This is a genomic window from Bradyrhizobium sp. CCBAU 45384 (assembly GCF_028128665.1).
Lineage (GTDB): Bacteria > Pseudomonadota > Alphaproteobacteria > Rhizobiales > Xanthobacteraceae > Bradyrhizobium > Bradyrhizobium manausense.
In genome coordinates, this window is record NZ_LBIZ01000105.1 from 1 (window position 1) to 15,328 (window position 15,328).

General features: G+C 61.0%; 13 protein-coding genes and 3 pseudogenes. 12 read left to right on the forward strand and 4 right to left on the reverse strand.

Annotated elements, in window-relative coordinates; genetic code table 11:
* Window positions 1-90 precede the first annotated feature (90 nt).
* From XH80_RS15725 to XH80_RS15735, 3 genes and pseudogenes are all read left to right on the forward strand, one after another.
* Window positions 91-402, forward strand: a complete 312-nt coding sequence (locus XH80_RS15725) for a DUF736 domain-containing protein (RefSeq protein WP_028343038.1) — start codon at window positions 91-93, stop codon at window positions 400-402.
* Between the two features lie 140 nt (window positions 403-542).
* Window positions 543-851: a type II toxin-antitoxin system RelB/DinJ family antitoxin gene (locus tag XH80_RS15730; protein WP_271599344.1), complete on the forward strand. Its 309-nt coding sequence runs from the start codon at window positions 543-545 to the stop codon at window positions 849-851.
* Window positions 848-1,007: pseudogene (locus XH80_RS15735) on the forward strand (type II toxin-antitoxin system mRNA interferase toxin, RelE/StbE family); the annotation flags it as partial. The gene XH80_RS15730 and the pseudogene XH80_RS15735, both read left to right, overlap by 4 nt.
* Before the next feature lie 298 nt (window positions 1,008-1,305).
* Here the strand turns inward: XH80_RS15735 and XH80_RS15740 are convergent.
* From XH80_RS15740 to XH80_RS15750, 3 genes and pseudogenes are all read right to left on the reverse strand, one after another.
* The gene (locus tag XH80_RS15740; protein WP_271599346.1) at window positions 1,306-2,502 is read right to left on the reverse strand and encodes an RHE_PE00001 family protein; all 1,197 of its coding nucleotides are present in this window, start codon (window positions 2,500-2,502) and stop codon (window positions 1,306-1,308) included.
* 294 nt (window positions 2,503-2,796) lie between these two features.
* A pseudogene (locus XH80_RS15745) lies at window positions 2,797-3,191 on the reverse strand (type II toxin-antitoxin system VapC family toxin).
* The gene (locus tag XH80_RS15750) at window positions 3,191-3,436 is read right to left on the reverse strand and encodes a type II toxin-antitoxin system VapB family antitoxin (RefSeq protein WP_271599347.1); all 246 of its coding nucleotides are present in this window, start codon (window positions 3,434-3,436) and stop codon (window positions 3,191-3,193) included. Before XH80_RS15750 ends, XH80_RS15745 begins: the two are co-directional and overlap by 1 nt.
* Before the next feature lie 1,729 nt (window positions 3,437-5,165).
* On the opposite strand from XH80_RS15750, the gene repA reads away from it, so the two are divergent.
* The 4 genes from repA to XH80_RS15770 all read left to right on the forward strand — a co-directional run bounded on the left by repA (window position 5,166) and on the right by XH80_RS15770 (window position 10,137).
* Window positions 5,166-6,380 carry a plasmid partitioning protein RepA gene (gene repA / locus XH80_RS15755; RefSeq protein ID WP_271599348.1) on the forward strand — a complete coding sequence of 405 codons (1,215 nt, stop codon included), beginning with the start codon at window positions 5,166-5,168 and terminating at the stop codon, window positions 6,378-6,380.
* The gene (repB, locus tag XH80_RS15760) at window positions 6,377-7,396 is read left to right on the forward strand and encodes a plasmid partitioning protein RepB (protein ID WP_271599349.1); all 1,020 of its coding nucleotides are present in this window, start codon (window positions 6,377-6,379) and stop codon (window positions 7,394-7,396) included. Before repA ends, repB begins: the two co-directional genes overlap by 4 nt.
* A 197-nt stretch (window positions 7,397-7,593) precedes the next feature.
* Entirely contained in the window at window positions 7,594-8,826 is a 1,233-nt protein-coding gene (repC, locus tag XH80_RS15765; protein ID WP_271599350.1) for a plasmid replication protein RepC, read from the forward strand.
* Window positions 8,827-9,825: 999 nt separating this feature from the next.
* Window positions 9,826-10,137 (forward strand): DUF736 domain-containing protein, encoded by a 312-nt coding sequence (locus XH80_RS15770; protein WP_271599351.1) that lies wholly within the window; start codon window positions 9,826-9,828, stop codon window positions 10,135-10,137.
* 370 nt (window positions 10,138-10,507) lie between these two features.
* Here the strand turns inward: XH80_RS15770 and XH80_RS15775 are convergent.
* Window positions 10,508-10,763: pseudogene (locus tag XH80_RS15775) on the reverse strand (type IV secretory system conjugative DNA transfer family protein); the annotation flags it as partial.
* 366 nt (window positions 10,764-11,129) lie between these two features.
* Between XH80_RS15775 and XH80_RS15780 the strand changes: the two are divergent.
* The 5 genes from XH80_RS15780 (at window position 11,130) to XH80_RS15800 (ending at window position 14,913) form a co-directional block, all read left to right on the forward strand.
* A complete protein-coding gene (locus XH80_RS15780; RefSeq protein WP_271599352.1) occupies window positions 11,130-11,936 on the forward strand; it encodes a ParA family protein in 807 nt (268 codons plus the stop codon).
* A complete protein-coding gene (locus XH80_RS15785; protein ID WP_271599353.1) occupies window positions 11,926-12,912 on the forward strand; it encodes a ParB/RepB/Spo0J family partition protein in 987 nt (328 codons plus the stop codon). Before XH80_RS15780 ends, XH80_RS15785 begins: the two co-directional genes overlap by 11 nt.
* Before the next feature lie 161 nt (window positions 12,913-13,073).
* On the forward strand, window positions 13,074-13,334 hold the full coding sequence (locus XH80_RS15790) for a hypothetical protein (RefSeq protein WP_271599354.1): 261 nt from the start codon (window positions 13,074-13,076) through the stop codon (window positions 13,332-13,334).
* On the forward strand, window positions 13,325-13,840 hold the full coding sequence (locus tag XH80_RS15795; protein WP_271599355.1) for a plasmid mobilization protein: 516 nt from the start codon (window positions 13,325-13,327) through the stop codon (window positions 13,838-13,840). Before XH80_RS15790 ends, XH80_RS15795 begins: the two co-directional genes overlap by 10 nt.
* Window positions 13,837-14,913, forward strand: coding sequence for a relaxase/mobilization nuclease domain-containing protein (locus XH80_RS15800; RefSeq protein ID WP_271599356.1), 1,077 nt, complete (start codon window positions 13,837-13,839; stop codon window positions 14,911-14,913). The genes XH80_RS15795 and XH80_RS15800 overlap by 4 nt, the downstream gene beginning before the upstream one ends.
* The last annotated feature ends 415 nt before the right edge of the window (window positions 14,914-15,328 follow it).

A 15,328-nucleotide genomic window follows, 5' to 3' on the forward strand; every position in this document is an offset into this window, starting at 1 on the left:
CGGCGCGTTGAGGGCAGGGTCTCCCACCCTGCGGGGGCATTGAGTGCGCGTGCCGGATCCCACCCGGCACTCCTGGCGCACGACACGACAATGGCGACCATCGGCACCTTCACCTCGACCGGCAACGGCTTCTCCGGCACGGTCCGCACCCTCGCTCTTAATGCCAAAGCCAAGCTGGTTCGGGTCGAGAATCCCTCCGACAAGGGACCGCACTTCCGCATCTTCGCCGGCAATGTCGAGCTGGGAGCGGCTTGGCAGAAGACCGCGAGGGACACCGAGCGCGATTACCTCTCGGTCAAGCTGGACGATCCGAGCTTCCCGGCTCCGATCTATGCCACCCTGATCGAGGTGGAGGGCCAGGACGGCCTACAGCTCATCTGGTCCCGCCCGAACCGGGATTGAGGACCCACGGCAACGGCCCCGCCGAAAGGCGGTGCCGTTGCCGGCTGTTATAGCCCTCGGGTCACGGCGCCGTGATCGCCTCTGGTGCATGTCATTCAAATGTATTACATCTCGCTGCGAATGAAAATATGGAGATCGCTATGGCTTCGAATGCCCTGGTCCAAACCCGTATCGATGCGGACGTGAAGGAAAAGGCCACTGCGGTTTTGGAAAATATGGGTCTCACGGTATCCGACGTCGTGCGGATCCTGCTGACGCGCACGGCCAATGAAGGGATGCTTCCGCTGGAGCTCGTGAGCAACAGCCAAGCTTACGATACCTGGTTTCGCGAGAAGGTGCGCCAGGCGTTGTCCGACACGCGGCCTGATATCGATGATTCCGACGTCGAGGCGCATTTCGCACAACGTCGTACCGGTGCGCTTCGAAAAGCGCCGGAGCAGGAACGGTGAAACTCGTCTGGTTGCGCTTCGCGTCGTCCGATCGCGGCAGCATTTTCAGCTACATCGAGGCCAAGAATCCTCGTGCCGCGGTCCATGTCGACGAACAGATTGAGAATGTCGCGCGGGCGCCTGCTCGACTTTCCGTTGGCCCGACGAACTTACCGACGACGATTGAGGCGGCTCCGTACCACCGGCTGGACGGGCAAGTTTCGATCTATTGCTTATATCGTGGTTGGCTACGATAAGTACGATCAAACTAAATCTTCAGGCCTTCGTCTCGCGTGCGTGCCGGACGAATAAAGGACTAGGTTAGCGCCCCGAGCGCGACCGGAGTTTTCGTCACACCCCTGGGCGCCGGAAACGGCCGCTGCGCTGGATTTCAACCGCGCGGCATTTTTGTTGGTGCGTTTTCATCTGGACGAGAGGCTTTTCTGCCGAGCGTTCACAGCACAGACTTTCGCCTCTACAAGACGCCCCACGCCCGATAGCGTCCCCGCCCGGTCGCCTCGCGCAGGCCAAGCTCGGCGACCAGGTTTTGGGCAGCACGGGGAGTGATCCCGAGTTCCGCCGCGATCATGCCCGCCGAGACGATCGGCCTCGTCAGCACGTAGTCGAGGAGAGCCGGCAGTTTTGAAGTGGCGCGGCGGCCGGCGAGTTTTCGAGCGAGCAGGTTTCTGGTCATCAGCCAACGGTCGTGATCCTTTCGGCCAGACTCGGCGGCGGCCGTCATGGCCTCGAGTTGCACGCTCAAACGCGCTGCGGCGTCGCGCGGCCGCCGGCGCTCACGCGGAATGCTTTTCAGCCCAGCATGCAGGCACGGCAGATGCGATCGCGTTTTGCCGCGGTCCCTCAACAAGGCCGCGGCGAGCAGGCGGCCGAGCCAGGGCATGTGCTCGAGCGGTTCGATCTCACCCCAGGCGTCGGCGGCAATCGCCCCCGCCAGCGTCGGTGGCAAGCCGCGAGTCTGATTGACCACACCGCGCCAGTGATCGAGGCGTTCCTCCTCATCCCAGTCGGGATCGTAGATGAGAGAATCCCGCTCCGGTCGAAACCGAATCTCGTCGGCAAGCCTGCGCTCCGCCCTGGCGTTCGCTGCGTCGACCGCGTCGAAAGCGGCGGCGAGGTGGGGATCGGTCTCGAGGACGCCGACGGGCAATTCGAGACCCACCTCCTCCCGTTCGGGGGCCTCATCGATCTCAAAACCTCCCTCACCTTCCTTCCGGTTGCTCGTCTCCTCTCGCTCGCCCCGCCCGCGGAGGCTGGAGAGTCCCGGCGCGGACAGCGCCCAATCGGGCTTCGCATCGGCGATGCGCCGACGGGCGCGCAGCACGGCGTGGGCGCGAGTCAGCTCGTGGGTAGGAGCGCGAACGTCCATGCCGGCGTCGTGGAGCACGAGGTCTTCGAGGTGGACAAGTTCGCCGTCCAGCCACAGACTGGCGCAGGCATCGGTGAAGTGTGTCCGGCTGATTGCCCCGTCGCGGATTGGGCTTTTGGCCAGCCGCTCATCGAAGCGGGCCACGGCGTCCTCGGCGGCGGCGAGCGGTCCGGCGAGCCGGGCCCAAGGCAGTGGATCGGGGATTTTGTAGGTGGGCAGCAAGGTCCTGATAACCTTAGTTAGAACCGGTGAAACGGAAGCTAACAGGGGTTTCGTTTCCGTCATAGCGACGTCGGTTGCGGACCGTCCGCTTGCAACCCAACTAGTTTGTTCTGACGACGGTAAGCCAGGCTAGCACAGGTCGGCGCCAAACCGCCGTGAAAGAATGCGCCGCTGGTCAGCTCCCCTGCCCTCTTCCGGACGCCGTCGGCCGCCGTCCGCGCTCAGATGTCCTCGTCGGCCAAGTTGACTGTCGCCAAGGCTATCGGGCTGGGCTTCCCAGCGCAGGTTCGTGGCTTCGCCGCGAATCAGCATTCATTACTTCTGCCACGATCAGGCTCACTTCGATAGTAGAGCTTGTCAGGCCGCCTCGATGTCGGTCTGCGGAAAATCGGCGCCCTTGAACATCAGCGGTTCACCGAGATGGCGGGCGCAGGCGTAGGCGAAACAGTCCCCAAGATTGAGCCGCGCGGGGTGTCGACCCTTACCGTAGCGGTCGTATGCTTTGAGCGCGATGCGGGCTGTTTCGGGCGCCACGTTCACCATTTTGATTTCCATCAGCGCGAGATAGCTCTCGACCGCTTCGTCCGCCGCGGTGATCGGCAGATCGAGCACCCGGGCGATGGTAATCGCCGCCTCCCACACGGCCAGCGGCGAGGTCAACCGGGTTGGCTTTGCTGCACGCGCGCCAGTAACTCGCGCGCCTCGTCTTCGTTGGTCAGCATCGCGGTGAGCGCCGAAGCGTCGATAAACATCAGGAATCCTCGTACAGGCTGTCGCGAAACGCCTTGTCGGCGGCTTTACCGCTCTGTGGGTTGCCCTTCGCCCCCAAATCGCGACAAAATTGGACGCCCAGGTCGACCAAGGACGGCCTGCCCTGCTCGCGTTCGAGTTCATGCGTGAGCGCCGTGTGTACGGCCTCGGTCAGTCCGATTTTCTTTAACGTCGCGACCCTGCGGGCCAGCGCGTCGGTCTCGGGATTCTTGATATGGAAGGCCATCCCGCGCTCCTCTAGCCCGATCGTGTATCCCTATATAACACTTCGGCTACACCGCCTGAAGGCTGGTTACTCTTCCGATCTGGTGGAGAAGGTCGTAAGAGCGCACGGAGGCCGTAGAATTCTATGGTTAGCATTGTGTGAATCCCATCCTCGGGCCTTCCGGGCGCTTTTTCTCATCACGACCACGCCATCATCTGGGAGGACGACCTCGTCCCAGCTCCTGAATTCGTCAGCGCGCGGATCGACGGGGACTGGAAAGACGCGTCGGCGGCTAGGACGGCACAGATTGTTGTCAGCTGACAACATCCATCTGCTTGGTTGTTGTCAGCTGACAACAATCCTCCAAGCCCGGTTGCGACCTGAGACAGCAGCGCGAGGCGACTTTCAGCTCCCGATCGGCCTCATAGGAGTCACGCGAGCCCGCGAGATTGGATTATAGATCCGCCTTGCGGCCTGCTGACGGAGTGCCGTTCTGAACTGAAAACCAAGGATCAGCTTCCTGATCGGCCGAATCGAGGCGTGAGCTCAGCCGGCTCTTCGGCTGGTTCTTCCCCACGATCTACGGCCATGGCTCGACCCCGATGCCGGCCGTGATGACACAAGCTCCGGCGTGGCCTCCGCCTGCCCGACCGTGAGCCCCTGGGCCTGTTGCGCAGGTCTGGACTAAGAGGATGTTGTCAGCTGACAACAATCTGCGCGGCGTCTCGATGGACTACCCTCACGCTGCTATCGAAGCGTCTCGTCCAGGAAGCGATCCGATGTGGCGCGCTCGCCTCGAACTCGAAGGCTCGCGATTGGCTATTTGGGCGCCCGGCGTTGAGATTGGATACGGCCCAGGGCTCGAACCGCCCACGACCGTGCCGGTTAAGGTGTTGACCTGACTGCGCATTGGCTTCCCTCGCCGAAACAGATCGTAGGTGCAGCCGATGATGAGGCGCCCCCGCCGCGCCAGTTGGGGGTCGGTCTTGCGGCTGGTAGTCCCGGAACAGCGACCCGGAGTGCGCTGGGTCGATTACTCTGTGCTTGTTCGTTCGGCTGATTGGTGGAGACCTGCTACAGTGCGGGCTTGCTTGTTACCCTGGCGAGCGGCGGCCCAGCGAAGTGCCGCAGTGGCCGCCTCGGTTCACACTGCGAACGCCCGGAGCGCTGCTGGACCTAGCGAACCAACACCACAAAACTCCTTCGCTCGCCACGGCCCCGGCGCTTCAACGAGAAGGGGAGGGCGCTTTTCGGGGAGCCGCCGGTCCTGGGTATCGGGTGCGAGACCACAGCATCTTACGAGGAAAGCGATCCTCCGGGGCAACGGCTTCCGGGAAACGGGGGAATACACAGATCCCGGCGCGCTGCACGTGCTCGTCAAGCGCCGCTGTACGCTGACGCGACCTCAGAAGCGAGGGCTGACGCGCATTTGAAAGACGCCCCGGCGTATCCGCACGATAGCAACACTGATCGGAGCAGCGGGTGGCATCATACCGAATGACGCTTGGGGACACACCCGCGCCGAATCGCCCTATAGTGCCTATGGTAAAGGCTCGCTTGGCCGGCTGAGGCCATTGTTGTCGGCTGACAACAAACGACGCGCCCAAAAGGTCGCTGCTCGCCGTTACGCACACCGTCGAGCATTAAGAACTCATTAACTCTTTATTTCTTGCTCAAATCATAGAATCGTGGCCATCTCTCAAGACGGCGATTAGGCGTCTGACGCGCAGAAGCCGTCTCGAGAAGGCAAATGGCGATCTTAGCGGAAGATTCGGTTACGATGAGCGAGACTGCGTCTGCGCGGATCTCTCGGCATGCCGGCATTCTTTCTGGTCAGCTTCGCTCGCTCGCGACGACACTGTTCCCGCCATCAGCAAGCAAATCGCTCCGGTCGTTCACCTCAGGGGAGGTTGCACGGATTGCGGGCGTATCCGATGGGTACCTTCGGCAGCTCTCTCTTGACGGACTTGGACCGACCCCAGCAATAGGAACCGGGGGACGACGGTCTTATACACTGGGTCAAATTCATGAGTTGCGCGAGTATCTAGCCACTGCGCGGCCGCGCGAAGCAATGGAATTCCTCCCGCGGCGGCGACCAGGCGACAAGCTACAAATCATCACTGTCGCGAACTTCAAAGGTGGCTCCGCCAAGACGACGACAGCGCTGTATCTGTCGCAATACCTCGCCCTTGCCGGCTTTCGGGTCCTGGCGATCGATCTCGATCCGCAGGCTTCGCTGTCTGCCATGTTCGGCTACCAGCCCGAGTTTGACATCGCGGCGAACGAAACCCTCTACGGCGCCATACGGTATGACGAACACCGGCGGCAAATGCAGGAGGTGGTCCGACCGACCTATTTTGACGGGATAGGTCTCGTTCCAGGCAATCTCGAGCTCATGGAGTTCGAGCACACCACGCCTCGAGCAATGGTTGAGCGGCGTGAACGCGGACACGACCTATTCTTTCGCCGTGTCGCCGGCGCTATCGACCAGGTCGCCGACGACTATGACGTCGTGGTCATCGACTGCCCACCTCAACTTGGTTACTTGACCATGGGTGCGCTGAACGCGGCGACGGCGATGCTCGTGACGATCCATCCTCAGATGGTCGATGTCGCATCCATGAGCCAATTTCTCCTCATGACGTCGGACCTCATGTCCGTCATCGAGGAAGCGGGGGGGCGCCTCGACCACGATTTCATCCGGTACGTCATCACGCGTCATGATCCCAACGATGTGCCCGAAGCGCAAATCGTGGCTCTCCTCCGGACCCTTTTTGGATCGGATGTGCTCAAGGCCACGGTGTGGAAATCGACCGCGATCGCCAATGCTGGTCTCACCAAGCAATCACTTTATGAGCTGGAGCGCGGCGCCGTAGGGCGGGGCGCCTACGACCGGGCACTGGAATCGGTCGATGCGGTCAATGCTGAAATCGCGCAACTTCTCAAGAAGGTGTGGGGTCGATGAGCAAACGTACTGACACCATCAAGAGCCTTTTCACGACCCCGCAATCACCCGCGTTGTCAGCTGACAACATGCCTGGCGCTTTGCCGCGGGTCTCTTCGGGCTCAGTCCGCTCCTTGAAAGACACTTTTTCCGGAGTCGAGAAAGAGAACGAGGAGCTTCGCGAAAGGATTGCCTCCGGGGCGATGATCCTTGAAATCGACCCCTCGCTTATTGATCCGTCGCCGCTGGCTGACCGGTTTCGAGACAAGGACGATAGATCTTTCGAGGCACTTAAGCAGTCGATCGCACAGCGCGGTCAAGAGGTGCCCATTCTCGTTCGGGAACACCCTGAAGCAAAGGGGCGCTACCAGAGCGCCTATGGTCATCGTCGCGTCCGCGCCACGCGTGAACTCGGCATTCAAGTCAAAGCGATCCTGCGATCGCTGTCAGATGAAGCGCTTGTCGTGGCGCAAGGCCTCGAGAACGCACCGCGCGAAGATCTCAGCTTCATTGAGCGCGCCACCTTCGCGATGCATATCGAAGATGCCGGGCATAGCCGCTCAATCGTGCAAGATGCGTTGTCGATCGATCGCGCGGAGGCCTCCAAACTTCTTGCCGTGGCCCGGTCAGTTCCAACCGATGTTATTCACGCCATCGGGAAGGCTCCGAAAGTTGGCCGCGGTCGCTGGCAGTCATTCGCTGAATTGATCAAAGATGACGCGGCGCTCAAACGTGTCAGAGCGGCGATCGCTGAACCAATATTTGCAGAGCGAGAAACCGACGCCCGGTTTCTCGCAGCATTCACAGCGGCAAGCCGTCCATCTTCTGCCGGGACTTCGAAGGCTTCGGAAGAGAAGCCAGTCTTTTCCGTATCCGGCGACAAGATTGCGCACGTGCGCCAGGCCGAGCGCGAATTGAAGCTTACCCTCGACAAGAATGTCTCGGCGACATTTGCGGCGTTTCTTGTCGACCAACTCCCGACGCTGTTCGACGCCTTTTCCAAAACGAGCGGCGGTCAGGAAACTAGCGAGGCCTGAGGGCCTCGTCCCGTAAACACGAACCAGGAGCAGACAAGGCAAAAGAAAAAGGCCCCCGAAACGGAGTTCCGGAAGCCCTTCTCTTCAAGTTTGGCGACTGACAGAGAATCACTTTCGCGAATCGCAGTCAAGAGTTTCTACGCGATTTTATCGTCGTTTCGGCGAGCAGGTTTTCTTTGCCCAGCTGAGGCAAAGACATGCAGTCACACTTTCCAACGACGCCTTTTGGGCGGCGATCGTTGACGCTTGCCCATGTGGCAAGCCAAATGATCGCAACAGGACGCCCCCCCGAAAAGATCGTCCACAAATGGAAGATCTTCCACGCCATCTGCACGGCCCGGCCGCGCCTTGGCGTATCGGAGCGCGCACTGTCGGTGTTAAACGCGCTCCTGACGTTTCATCCTGAGACTGCGCTGACAGGAGAGGATGATCTGATCGTCTTCCCGTCGAACCATCAGCTCAGCCGGCGGGCGCATGGCATGCCGGCATCGACGCTGCGGCGTCACCTCGCAGTGCTGGTCGATGCGGGACTGATCGTTCGGCGCGACAGTCCAAATGGCAAGCGGTATGCGCGGAAGGACGATGCCGGCGAAATCGAGCTCGCCTTCGGCTTCGATCTGTCGCCGCTCGTCGTGCGCTCGGAAGAGTTCGAGAGCCTGGCGGCTGATATCGAAGCCGAAGCCCGCGCCCTCAAGCTCGTGCGTGAGCGGATCACGCTGTGCCGGCGCGACATTGCGAAGATGATCGCAACGGGCATCGAGGAAGGTGTCCCGACGCGAAGGGCAGGGCAGGGGCCCGCGGATTGGCAGGAGGTGCATGCCGCCTTCCGCGCAATGGTCACTCAGATTCCGCGCACCGCGACGCGCCAGGAGCTTGAGCCGATCGCCGACGAGCTGTCGCAGCTTGCTGACGACGTGCTCAATCTCCTGGAAGTGCACATCAAATCCAAGAATTCGAGCGCCAATGAGTCCCATTCTGAGCGCCACATACAGAGTTCAAATACCGAGACCTTAATTGACCTTGAACCTAGCCTTCCAGAAGGCAGGGCGGCGGGAGCTGAGCCTAAACCTCAACCATCGCGAGTCGCCGAGGGTTCGTATCCATTGGGAATGGTCCTCGGTGCATGCCCGGACATCGTCGATTATGCGAAGGGCGGGATTTCGAGCTGGCGCGATTTCCTCGCCACCGCGGCCGTTGTGAGATCAATGCTGGGGATCAGCCCGAGCGCCTGGGAGGAAGCGCAAACGGTCCTGGGTGAAATGCAAGCGGCGGTCGTTGTCGCCTGCATCCTGCAGCGTGGCACGACGATCAGATCAGCTGGCGGCTACTTGCGCGGGCTGACGCGGAAAGCGGAGGTCGGAGAGTTTTCTCTTGGGCCAATCCTGATGTCGCAGATCAACTCCCAGCGCCGCGAAAAGCGACGAGCGTGAGCAATGGGTGGACCCAGCTGGATTGGCTTCATGTCGTTCGCCGCGAGAAGCGATGTGGCGTTATCCGATCCCGCTGAAGAGTGTAACCATCGATTGCCCGTTAACGATAACGCGGGCTAGCGTCAAATCTGCGATCACTCATCCCGAAGCCGGGACGGACGTCGATGCCGCTCGTGCGCTTCGCTCGAGCACTGCGGTGCCTGTGGCCTGGTCTTTCTGCATCGCTCCTGCGCCCCGCTGGACGAGGCAGATCCGCTCGACGGATGCTGACCGTGGTCGGCTCGATCTATGGCCGAACGAGTGCGAAAGTAGTGTGGCGCCTGCCACCGGCGTGGGGTCATCGCAACATCCGGTGGCGCGGCGCTTCGACTCCGTTTTGGTCCAATTTGGGTCACGCACCCAACCGCGCGCGCCCGGCCTCGCCGTCGCAAACCTCCGGAGCCATCCGCGATGCTTCGACCGGATCGTGGACGCTGTTGCCCTCATCGAAGATCGCAGCATCGATGCAGCAGACGCAGGATATCCGGGCATGCCAGTTTCGTCGGCATGGTGTTTGTCGACCTTGCGGCGGCGGCGAACTCCGACTCGCATCTGCTGCTCCCCCGGACCCTTTGCGCGGGGATATGCGGTCTTCAGCCGGCCTCGTCAGGACAATCGGATGTTGTCGCAAGTGCTTGTGACCGCACGATGTGAGGTTGCCGACGGGCCTGGCTTCAATCCAACTGTTTTCACGACGGGCAGCCCATCTGCGTCCTCGATTACGGCTGGTCTGACCGAAGGACGGTTCCGCTGTGCGGGCCCTCGATCTTGTCCCCGCAACGCCCGTCCTCGACTTTCTTCCCCTGGCGCTTTGCGCCATTCCTCGCGAGACAAGAAAGTCGCTGCCGGCCGCCCTCCACTTCGTTTCGGCCCTTCAGGTGCGGGTCGATCGCCTCCGGTCTCACGACCGCCATCGAGGTCGCGATGGGCGCGGCCCGAGAAAACCAAAGGAATGAGACAATGGCTACCATCGGCACCTTCATCGTAACGGACAACGGCTTCTCCGGCGCCATCAAGACTCTCAACCTCAACGTCAAGGCCAAGTTCGTCCGCGTCGAGACGCCCTCCGACAAGGGTCCGCACTTCCGCATCTATTCCGGCAACGTTGAGCTGGGCGCCGCCTGGCAGAAGGTCGCCCGCGATACCGAGCGCGACTACCTCTCCGTCAAGCTGGACGATCCGAGCTTTCCCGCTCCGATCTACGCCACCCTCATCGAGGTGGAGGGCGAGGAAGGCCTCCAGATGATCTGGTCACGCCCGAACCGGGACTGAGCCTCCCAAACAAGGCTCCGCCGCGAGGCGGGGCCTTCTTCCCTTCGAACGGAGAGAAGCTGATGCCGGTCGACGTTATTGAGGAACTGCGCGCCGCGCGACGGCCTGTTCAGTCCCGCGAAGCGCAAGGCCCTCGAAGCGCAACTCGCTGAGGTGATCCGGCAACGCAACCAGCCAACCACGTCCGGCGACGCATCGCCCGCGGATCAGCGCTTCCACCGGGGCATAGCCTCGGGCATTGCCTTGTCCGCTCGACCGGCCAAACGGCTGGCCGGCTCTCGCGCTGTCGTCGAAGGTTTGCATCATCGTCTTACCGTTCGTGCCGATCCGACGGCATGATCAGCGGGCGGCTGGCGAGTTGCTTCGATCACGTCCGCGCCTGAGCCGACATTTGCGAAGATTGGCTGAGCTGATCGACCTCCACGGTCGTGTCGCCGCAGCGATTCGACATATAGTTCGCTGTCTCGGGATCGTTGATCGTCGAGAACAAGATCCTGGACGCCGCTTTCGAACCATTTGCTCATCGCATCGCGGCCGCCATTGGCTTCCCGCATCTGGCCGATCAACTGGAAGAGCATTAGCAGGTTAATCTGTATTTGCGCCCGAGGGCGCCGCGCGGTTCTTACTGTCGTCCAGGTTTGGTGGGCGTCGGCTCCGTCTCGTATTCCTTCACTGTACGGACATTGCGAGGTGTCGCTGCCTCAGAACGTGTTGGTTTGAACCAACAGGCTAGGGGGCATACGCATTTGGTTTTCGTTGTCTTGCTTCAACTCCTGTGTGCGCCTGCTAATCGATGCGAGCTCATCGACCGAGCACCTCGTTCCTAGGTGGCTCGGTCCACCTGACTCTTTTGGCAGGGGATTTTGTGCCTGGCCTTCAAGACTCTGCCGCGTGCTGGTTCGCAGCGGGCGTTGGTTTCAAACCAACACTCAGGATGAAGAGGCCGGTCAAATGAGGACCGAGCCGGCAGCCGAGGCAAAGTCTGGAGGAACATGGATGAAACGGGCGCAGATGCTCGCACCAAGGTCGACCCGGTGAACACGATCGTCATCAACAACCAAAAGGGCGGCGTCGGCAAGACGACGCTTGCCGTGCATCTGGCCTGGTTCATGGCGGAAGCCGGCCGCCGTGTTCTGATGATCGATGTTGATGCGCAGGGCAACGCGACCGATACGCTCAGGCAGCATACAGGCCCGATTTCGGCGGCCGATTTCTTCAAGCCGGCCATCCGGTTTGTAGCCGGCGAAAACAACGGCATAACGCTGGCGCCGGCAGACAGCTCCTTGACGGATATCGATCGCGGCAATGCTGCTGCCGTCACGTCCCTGCGGCAGAATCTCGCCGATGCCGCCGACCGGTTCGATGTTTGCGTGATCGACACCCCGCCATCGCTTGGCTTTCGCAGCGTCGCTTGCCTGATCGCCGCCTCGCATGTGTTGGCGCCGATTTACCTGGAAGATTATTCTGTAAAGGGCGTCAAAGCCCTGATGCAGACCGTGATCGGTGTGCAACGACGCTACGGCCGTCAGGAGACGCGATTCCTCGGCCTGCTGCCGTCGAACTTCAATACCAAGTCGCCGCGTCAACGAACACACTTGGAGCAGTTGTTGCGCGAAGCAGGCAAGTACGTGTTCCCAGGCCAGATCGTTGCACGGGACGGCTACGCCGAAGCCGTTGCGGAGCGGGTGCCGGTGTGGAGCTTGAAGCGTCGCTCGGCGCAAGAAGCCGGTCGGGAAATCCGCGCGGTTCTCACGAAGATCGTGGAACGGCTCGATCAGGAGACGACGAATGACGCTTGATCTCAGCTTCAAGGAGCTCGTCGATGCCGCCGCAAACCCTGGCGACCCAACCGGGCGGCCGCTCCTGGTCGCCATTGACTGCATTGACGAAGATCCCGATCAACCACGCCGCACCTTCAGCGAACAGGAATTGGAGGAGCTCTCCCAATCGATTGCCGAACATGGCTTACTGCAACCCATCGTGCTTCGCCGTTCTAGTGAAGATGGACGCTACGTCATCGCCATGGGCGCGCGCCGGTACCGCGCCGCGCAGCGTGCCGGGCTACGAGAAATGCCCGCGTTCATTCAAGACGTCGATTTGCCTGACCGATACGCCCAGATGATCGAGAATATCCAGCGTGATGATCTGCGCGCGCCTGAGATCGCGAGGTTCATCGCAAACCGATTGGACGCCGGCGATAGCCAGGCGGAGATCTCGCGCAAGCTAGGCAAGCCAAGAGACTGGGTGTCGCGTTACGCCTCGGTTCAAAGCATGCCGGAATTTCTTCGGGCTCGACTTGAGGGCAGTTCTATCCGTGCTCTTTATGAACTCTACCAGGCTTGGCGCACGCACCCCGATGAGATCGAACGGCGATGCGCGACGCAGGACAGCTTTACCGACGCACAGGCTCGACAACTGGCCCGGGACGTTCGCAGGGAGGGCGGCTGCGCCAATCCTCGGAACGAATTATCGGTTGGGCGACCTCGATCCGAAAAATCCGATCTCCTCCCGGAAGAAGTGCTCCCGCGCAACGGTGTGACCGACCGCAAAGCGGCAACTGAGGATCAGCCGCTAAAGACCCGCGTCGTTTCGCAATCGAAACCGGCAGCGTCGCTGGCAATCAGGGTTCGGTATCAGGATCGGACCGGGCAGCTTGTTGTCGATCGGCCCGCGACGCAGGGCTCCCGTCACGCCGTGGTGTTGGTCGATGGTGCGGATAAAGAAGAGGAATTTCCGGCGTCGGCGCTCACGATCGAGGAGATCCTGTCAAGATGAGCTCGTTGGACACTTTCGCTGCGGCGGCAGACTATCGGTGTGCGCCGGCGGAGCGACTTTCCCATCAGAAGGATGGCGCGTCAGCGCAGCAGCCGAAGGCCGAACGCGCTCCCCATAGCGCCGTAGAGAGGCCGCAGACTGCTGGAAAGTCGCGGCCCACAATGTCGGTGTCAGTTAGAGCCTTCGTTTCCTTTGCCGGCGGATCGGTATTTGCGATGCATAACCCGGCAAGTGACCGCCGCGAGCAGAATTTGGCGCAGAGAGCAGGGGCCTTCGATCGCTTTATCCTGGCGAGCGCCAAATGCGAAGAGTGTTGGCTTGAACCAACATCAAGGGGAAAATTTTCTTTCTTTCTAGTGCAGGATAGGCTTCGCGCCAGCGATGTATTACATCGCGATTGGGATTTGAGTGCATGGCTCTGATCTCGCTTCGCGTCTCCGACGAACTCGCGGCGAAGTTCTCAGCTCTTGCAGCCACCCAGGGCGGTAAGTCCGCGCTGCTGCGGCGTCTCATTGCTGATGCACTAGCTGCACCAGCGCCGCGCATCGCGTTGCCGATTGGACGGCCAGAAAAGGTGACGGTGCGATTTCGCGAGAGTGAGATGCAGCAGCTCGCTGAAGTCTCTCAGCAACGTGGCATGACCCGAACTGGTTGGATTATCGCGTTAGTGCGATCGCGGTTGGGATCACCCGTACAGCATTCCCCGAATGAGCATGACGCGCTTCGTGCGATCGTTCGAGAGCTCAATAGGATCGGCGGCAACATCAATCAGATCGCGCGGGCCGCGAACACCAGTGTGCTGCGGGGCAGGGCGGTTGAGCCCGATCTGTCCGCAATTCAAGAAGCCAAATTGGTCATTGAAAGAGAGCTAGCGCAATTGCGTAATGCGCTGAATAGCAACGCGGATTATTGGGACGGGCGGCGATGAGTCGGCGCTACTCGCCGCGGCCGGCCGACTTGGCCCCGGAACTCCCGCCGATCTCGTATGTCTGGGAAACGCCGAACCGGCGCCCACGGCGAGCCGAGTGGGATATCCCCGATCCAGCAGCTCCCGGCCGCCTTACGCCGGCGATGCGTGCAAAGCTCGAGCGCATCGTGCGCCGAGCACCAGAGGTGATGGTCAAGATCACGGGCCGCACCAAAGGCGTGGCAAATCTGAAGTCGCACCTTGCATACATCACGCGAAACGGTGAGCTCGTGGGGGAAACAGAGCAGGGCGCGACGCTGGCGGGTCGTTCCGGCTTGAAAGATCTGCAACAACGCTGGGTGGATGATGCTAGTCTCGACCACAAACGCCGCCGTGATGGATCGCTTTCGATCAACATCATTCTGTCGATGCCGGCTGGCACCGACGCCGTCGCCGTTAAGGATTCAGCCCGGGCATTTGCCATCGAGACGTTCGGCGACAATCACGACTACGTCTTCGTCCAGCACCTTGATGACAAGCATCCCCACGTGCACTTGACGGTTCGCTCACTCGGCGACGACCGCAAGCGCCTCAATCCTCGCAAGGCGGATCTTCAGGCGTGGCGGGAGCGGTTTGCTGGCGAACTCCGGCTTCGCGGGATCGCCGCCGAGGCCACGCCTCGGCGAACCCGCGGACGGGTTCGAAAGGCCGACCGCGGGGCGGTCATCGCTATGCGAAAGCGAAAGATCGCTCCCGATGTCGATCGGCTCGCTAGAAAGCAGGTGCTTTCGGAGGTGAGGGGCGGCAGAACTGCCAAATATCCTTGGGATGAACAGATTAAGTCACGTCAGGACGCGATCAGGAGGCGATATCTCGAGTATGCAGCCGAGCTGCAGCGCTCTGGAGTGGCAGCAGATGAGGCGCTAGCGCGACAGATACGGCAATTCGTCAACGAAATGCCCGCCGTTGAAACTCGTCGGCATGCGCTGAAGAACGCGCTTTCGGAGCTTGCCAATACGCGGGAACGCAGCGCGGAGCACAGAACCGAGGTAGAAGGGGGCGCCAAAGCACGAGGCAACGAGCGTACCAGATAACCGAGCGCAGGAATCATAATCCTGGGGTCGGGGGTTCGAGTCCCTCCCCCGCTACCAAAAAGCCCCTTCAAATCAAGTACTTGTCGCGAAAGGTATTTTCGCGCGAATCCTTCAGCCTTGCGGCGTAGCAAATTCCGTAGCATTGCCCCTCAGCGCCGAGAGTAATCTAATCCTTGAGACAGTTCTGACTGCAAATCCTTTGCAGCATCGCGCCTGCAGACAGTGGGCAGATCAGCCAACTCCGGCAGCGAGTACGCGTACAAACATGCGCTCAGCCCTCTCAAGGCTGAAACAGGGGTTCGATTCCCCTAGGGAGCGCCAAGAAATCAAAGACTTAGCTGGAGCCTTCGCTCGCGAGTCCAATACGAGTCCAAAATTCGCGGCGCTCAAGAGTATCTAGACTTGATGCCGGCGA

Coding starts and splice junctions, on each gene's coding strand:
- XH80_RS15725 (WP_028343038.1), top strand. CDS start 91: ATGGCGACCATCGGCACCTTCACCTCGACCGGCAACGGCTTCTCCGGC.
- XH80_RS15730 (WP_271599344.1), top strand. CDS start 543: ATGGCTTCGAATGCCCTGGTCCAAACCCGTATCGATGCGGACGTGAAG.
- XH80_RS15740 (WP_271599346.1), bottom strand. CDS start 2,502: ATGACGGAAACGAAACCCCTGTTAGCTTCCGTTTCACCGGTTCTAACT.
- XH80_RS15750 (WP_271599347.1), bottom strand. CDS start 3,436: ATGGCCTTCCATATCAAGAATCCCGAGACCGACGCGCTGGCCCGCAGG.
- repA (WP_271599348.1), top strand. CDS start 5,166: ATGGCGATCTTAGCGGAAGATTCGGTTACGATGAGCGAGACTGCGTCT.
- repB (WP_271599349.1), top strand. CDS start 6,377: ATGAGCAAACGTACTGACACCATCAAGAGCCTTTTCACGACCCCGCAA.
- repC (WP_271599350.1), top strand. CDS start 7,594: ATGCAGTCACACTTTCCAACGACGCCTTTTGGGCGGCGATCGTTGACG.
- XH80_RS15770 (WP_271599351.1), top strand. CDS start 9,826: ATGGCTACCATCGGCACCTTCATCGTAACGGACAACGGCTTCTCCGGC.
- XH80_RS15780 (WP_271599352.1), top strand. CDS start 11,130: ATGGATGAAACGGGCGCAGATGCTCGCACCAAGGTCGACCCGGTGAAC.
- XH80_RS15785 (WP_271599353.1), top strand. CDS start 11,926: ATGACGCTTGATCTCAGCTTCAAGGAGCTCGTCGATGCCGCCGCAAAC.
- XH80_RS15790 (WP_271599354.1), top strand. CDS start 13,074: ATGTCGGTGTCAGTTAGAGCCTTCGTTTCCTTTGCCGGCGGATCGGTA.
- XH80_RS15795 (WP_271599355.1), top strand. CDS start 13,325: ATGGCTCTGATCTCGCTTCGCGTCTCCGACGAACTCGCGGCGAAGTTC.
- XH80_RS15800 (WP_271599356.1), top strand. CDS start 13,837: ATGAGTCGGCGCTACTCGCCGCGGCCGGCCGACTTGGCCCCGGAACTC.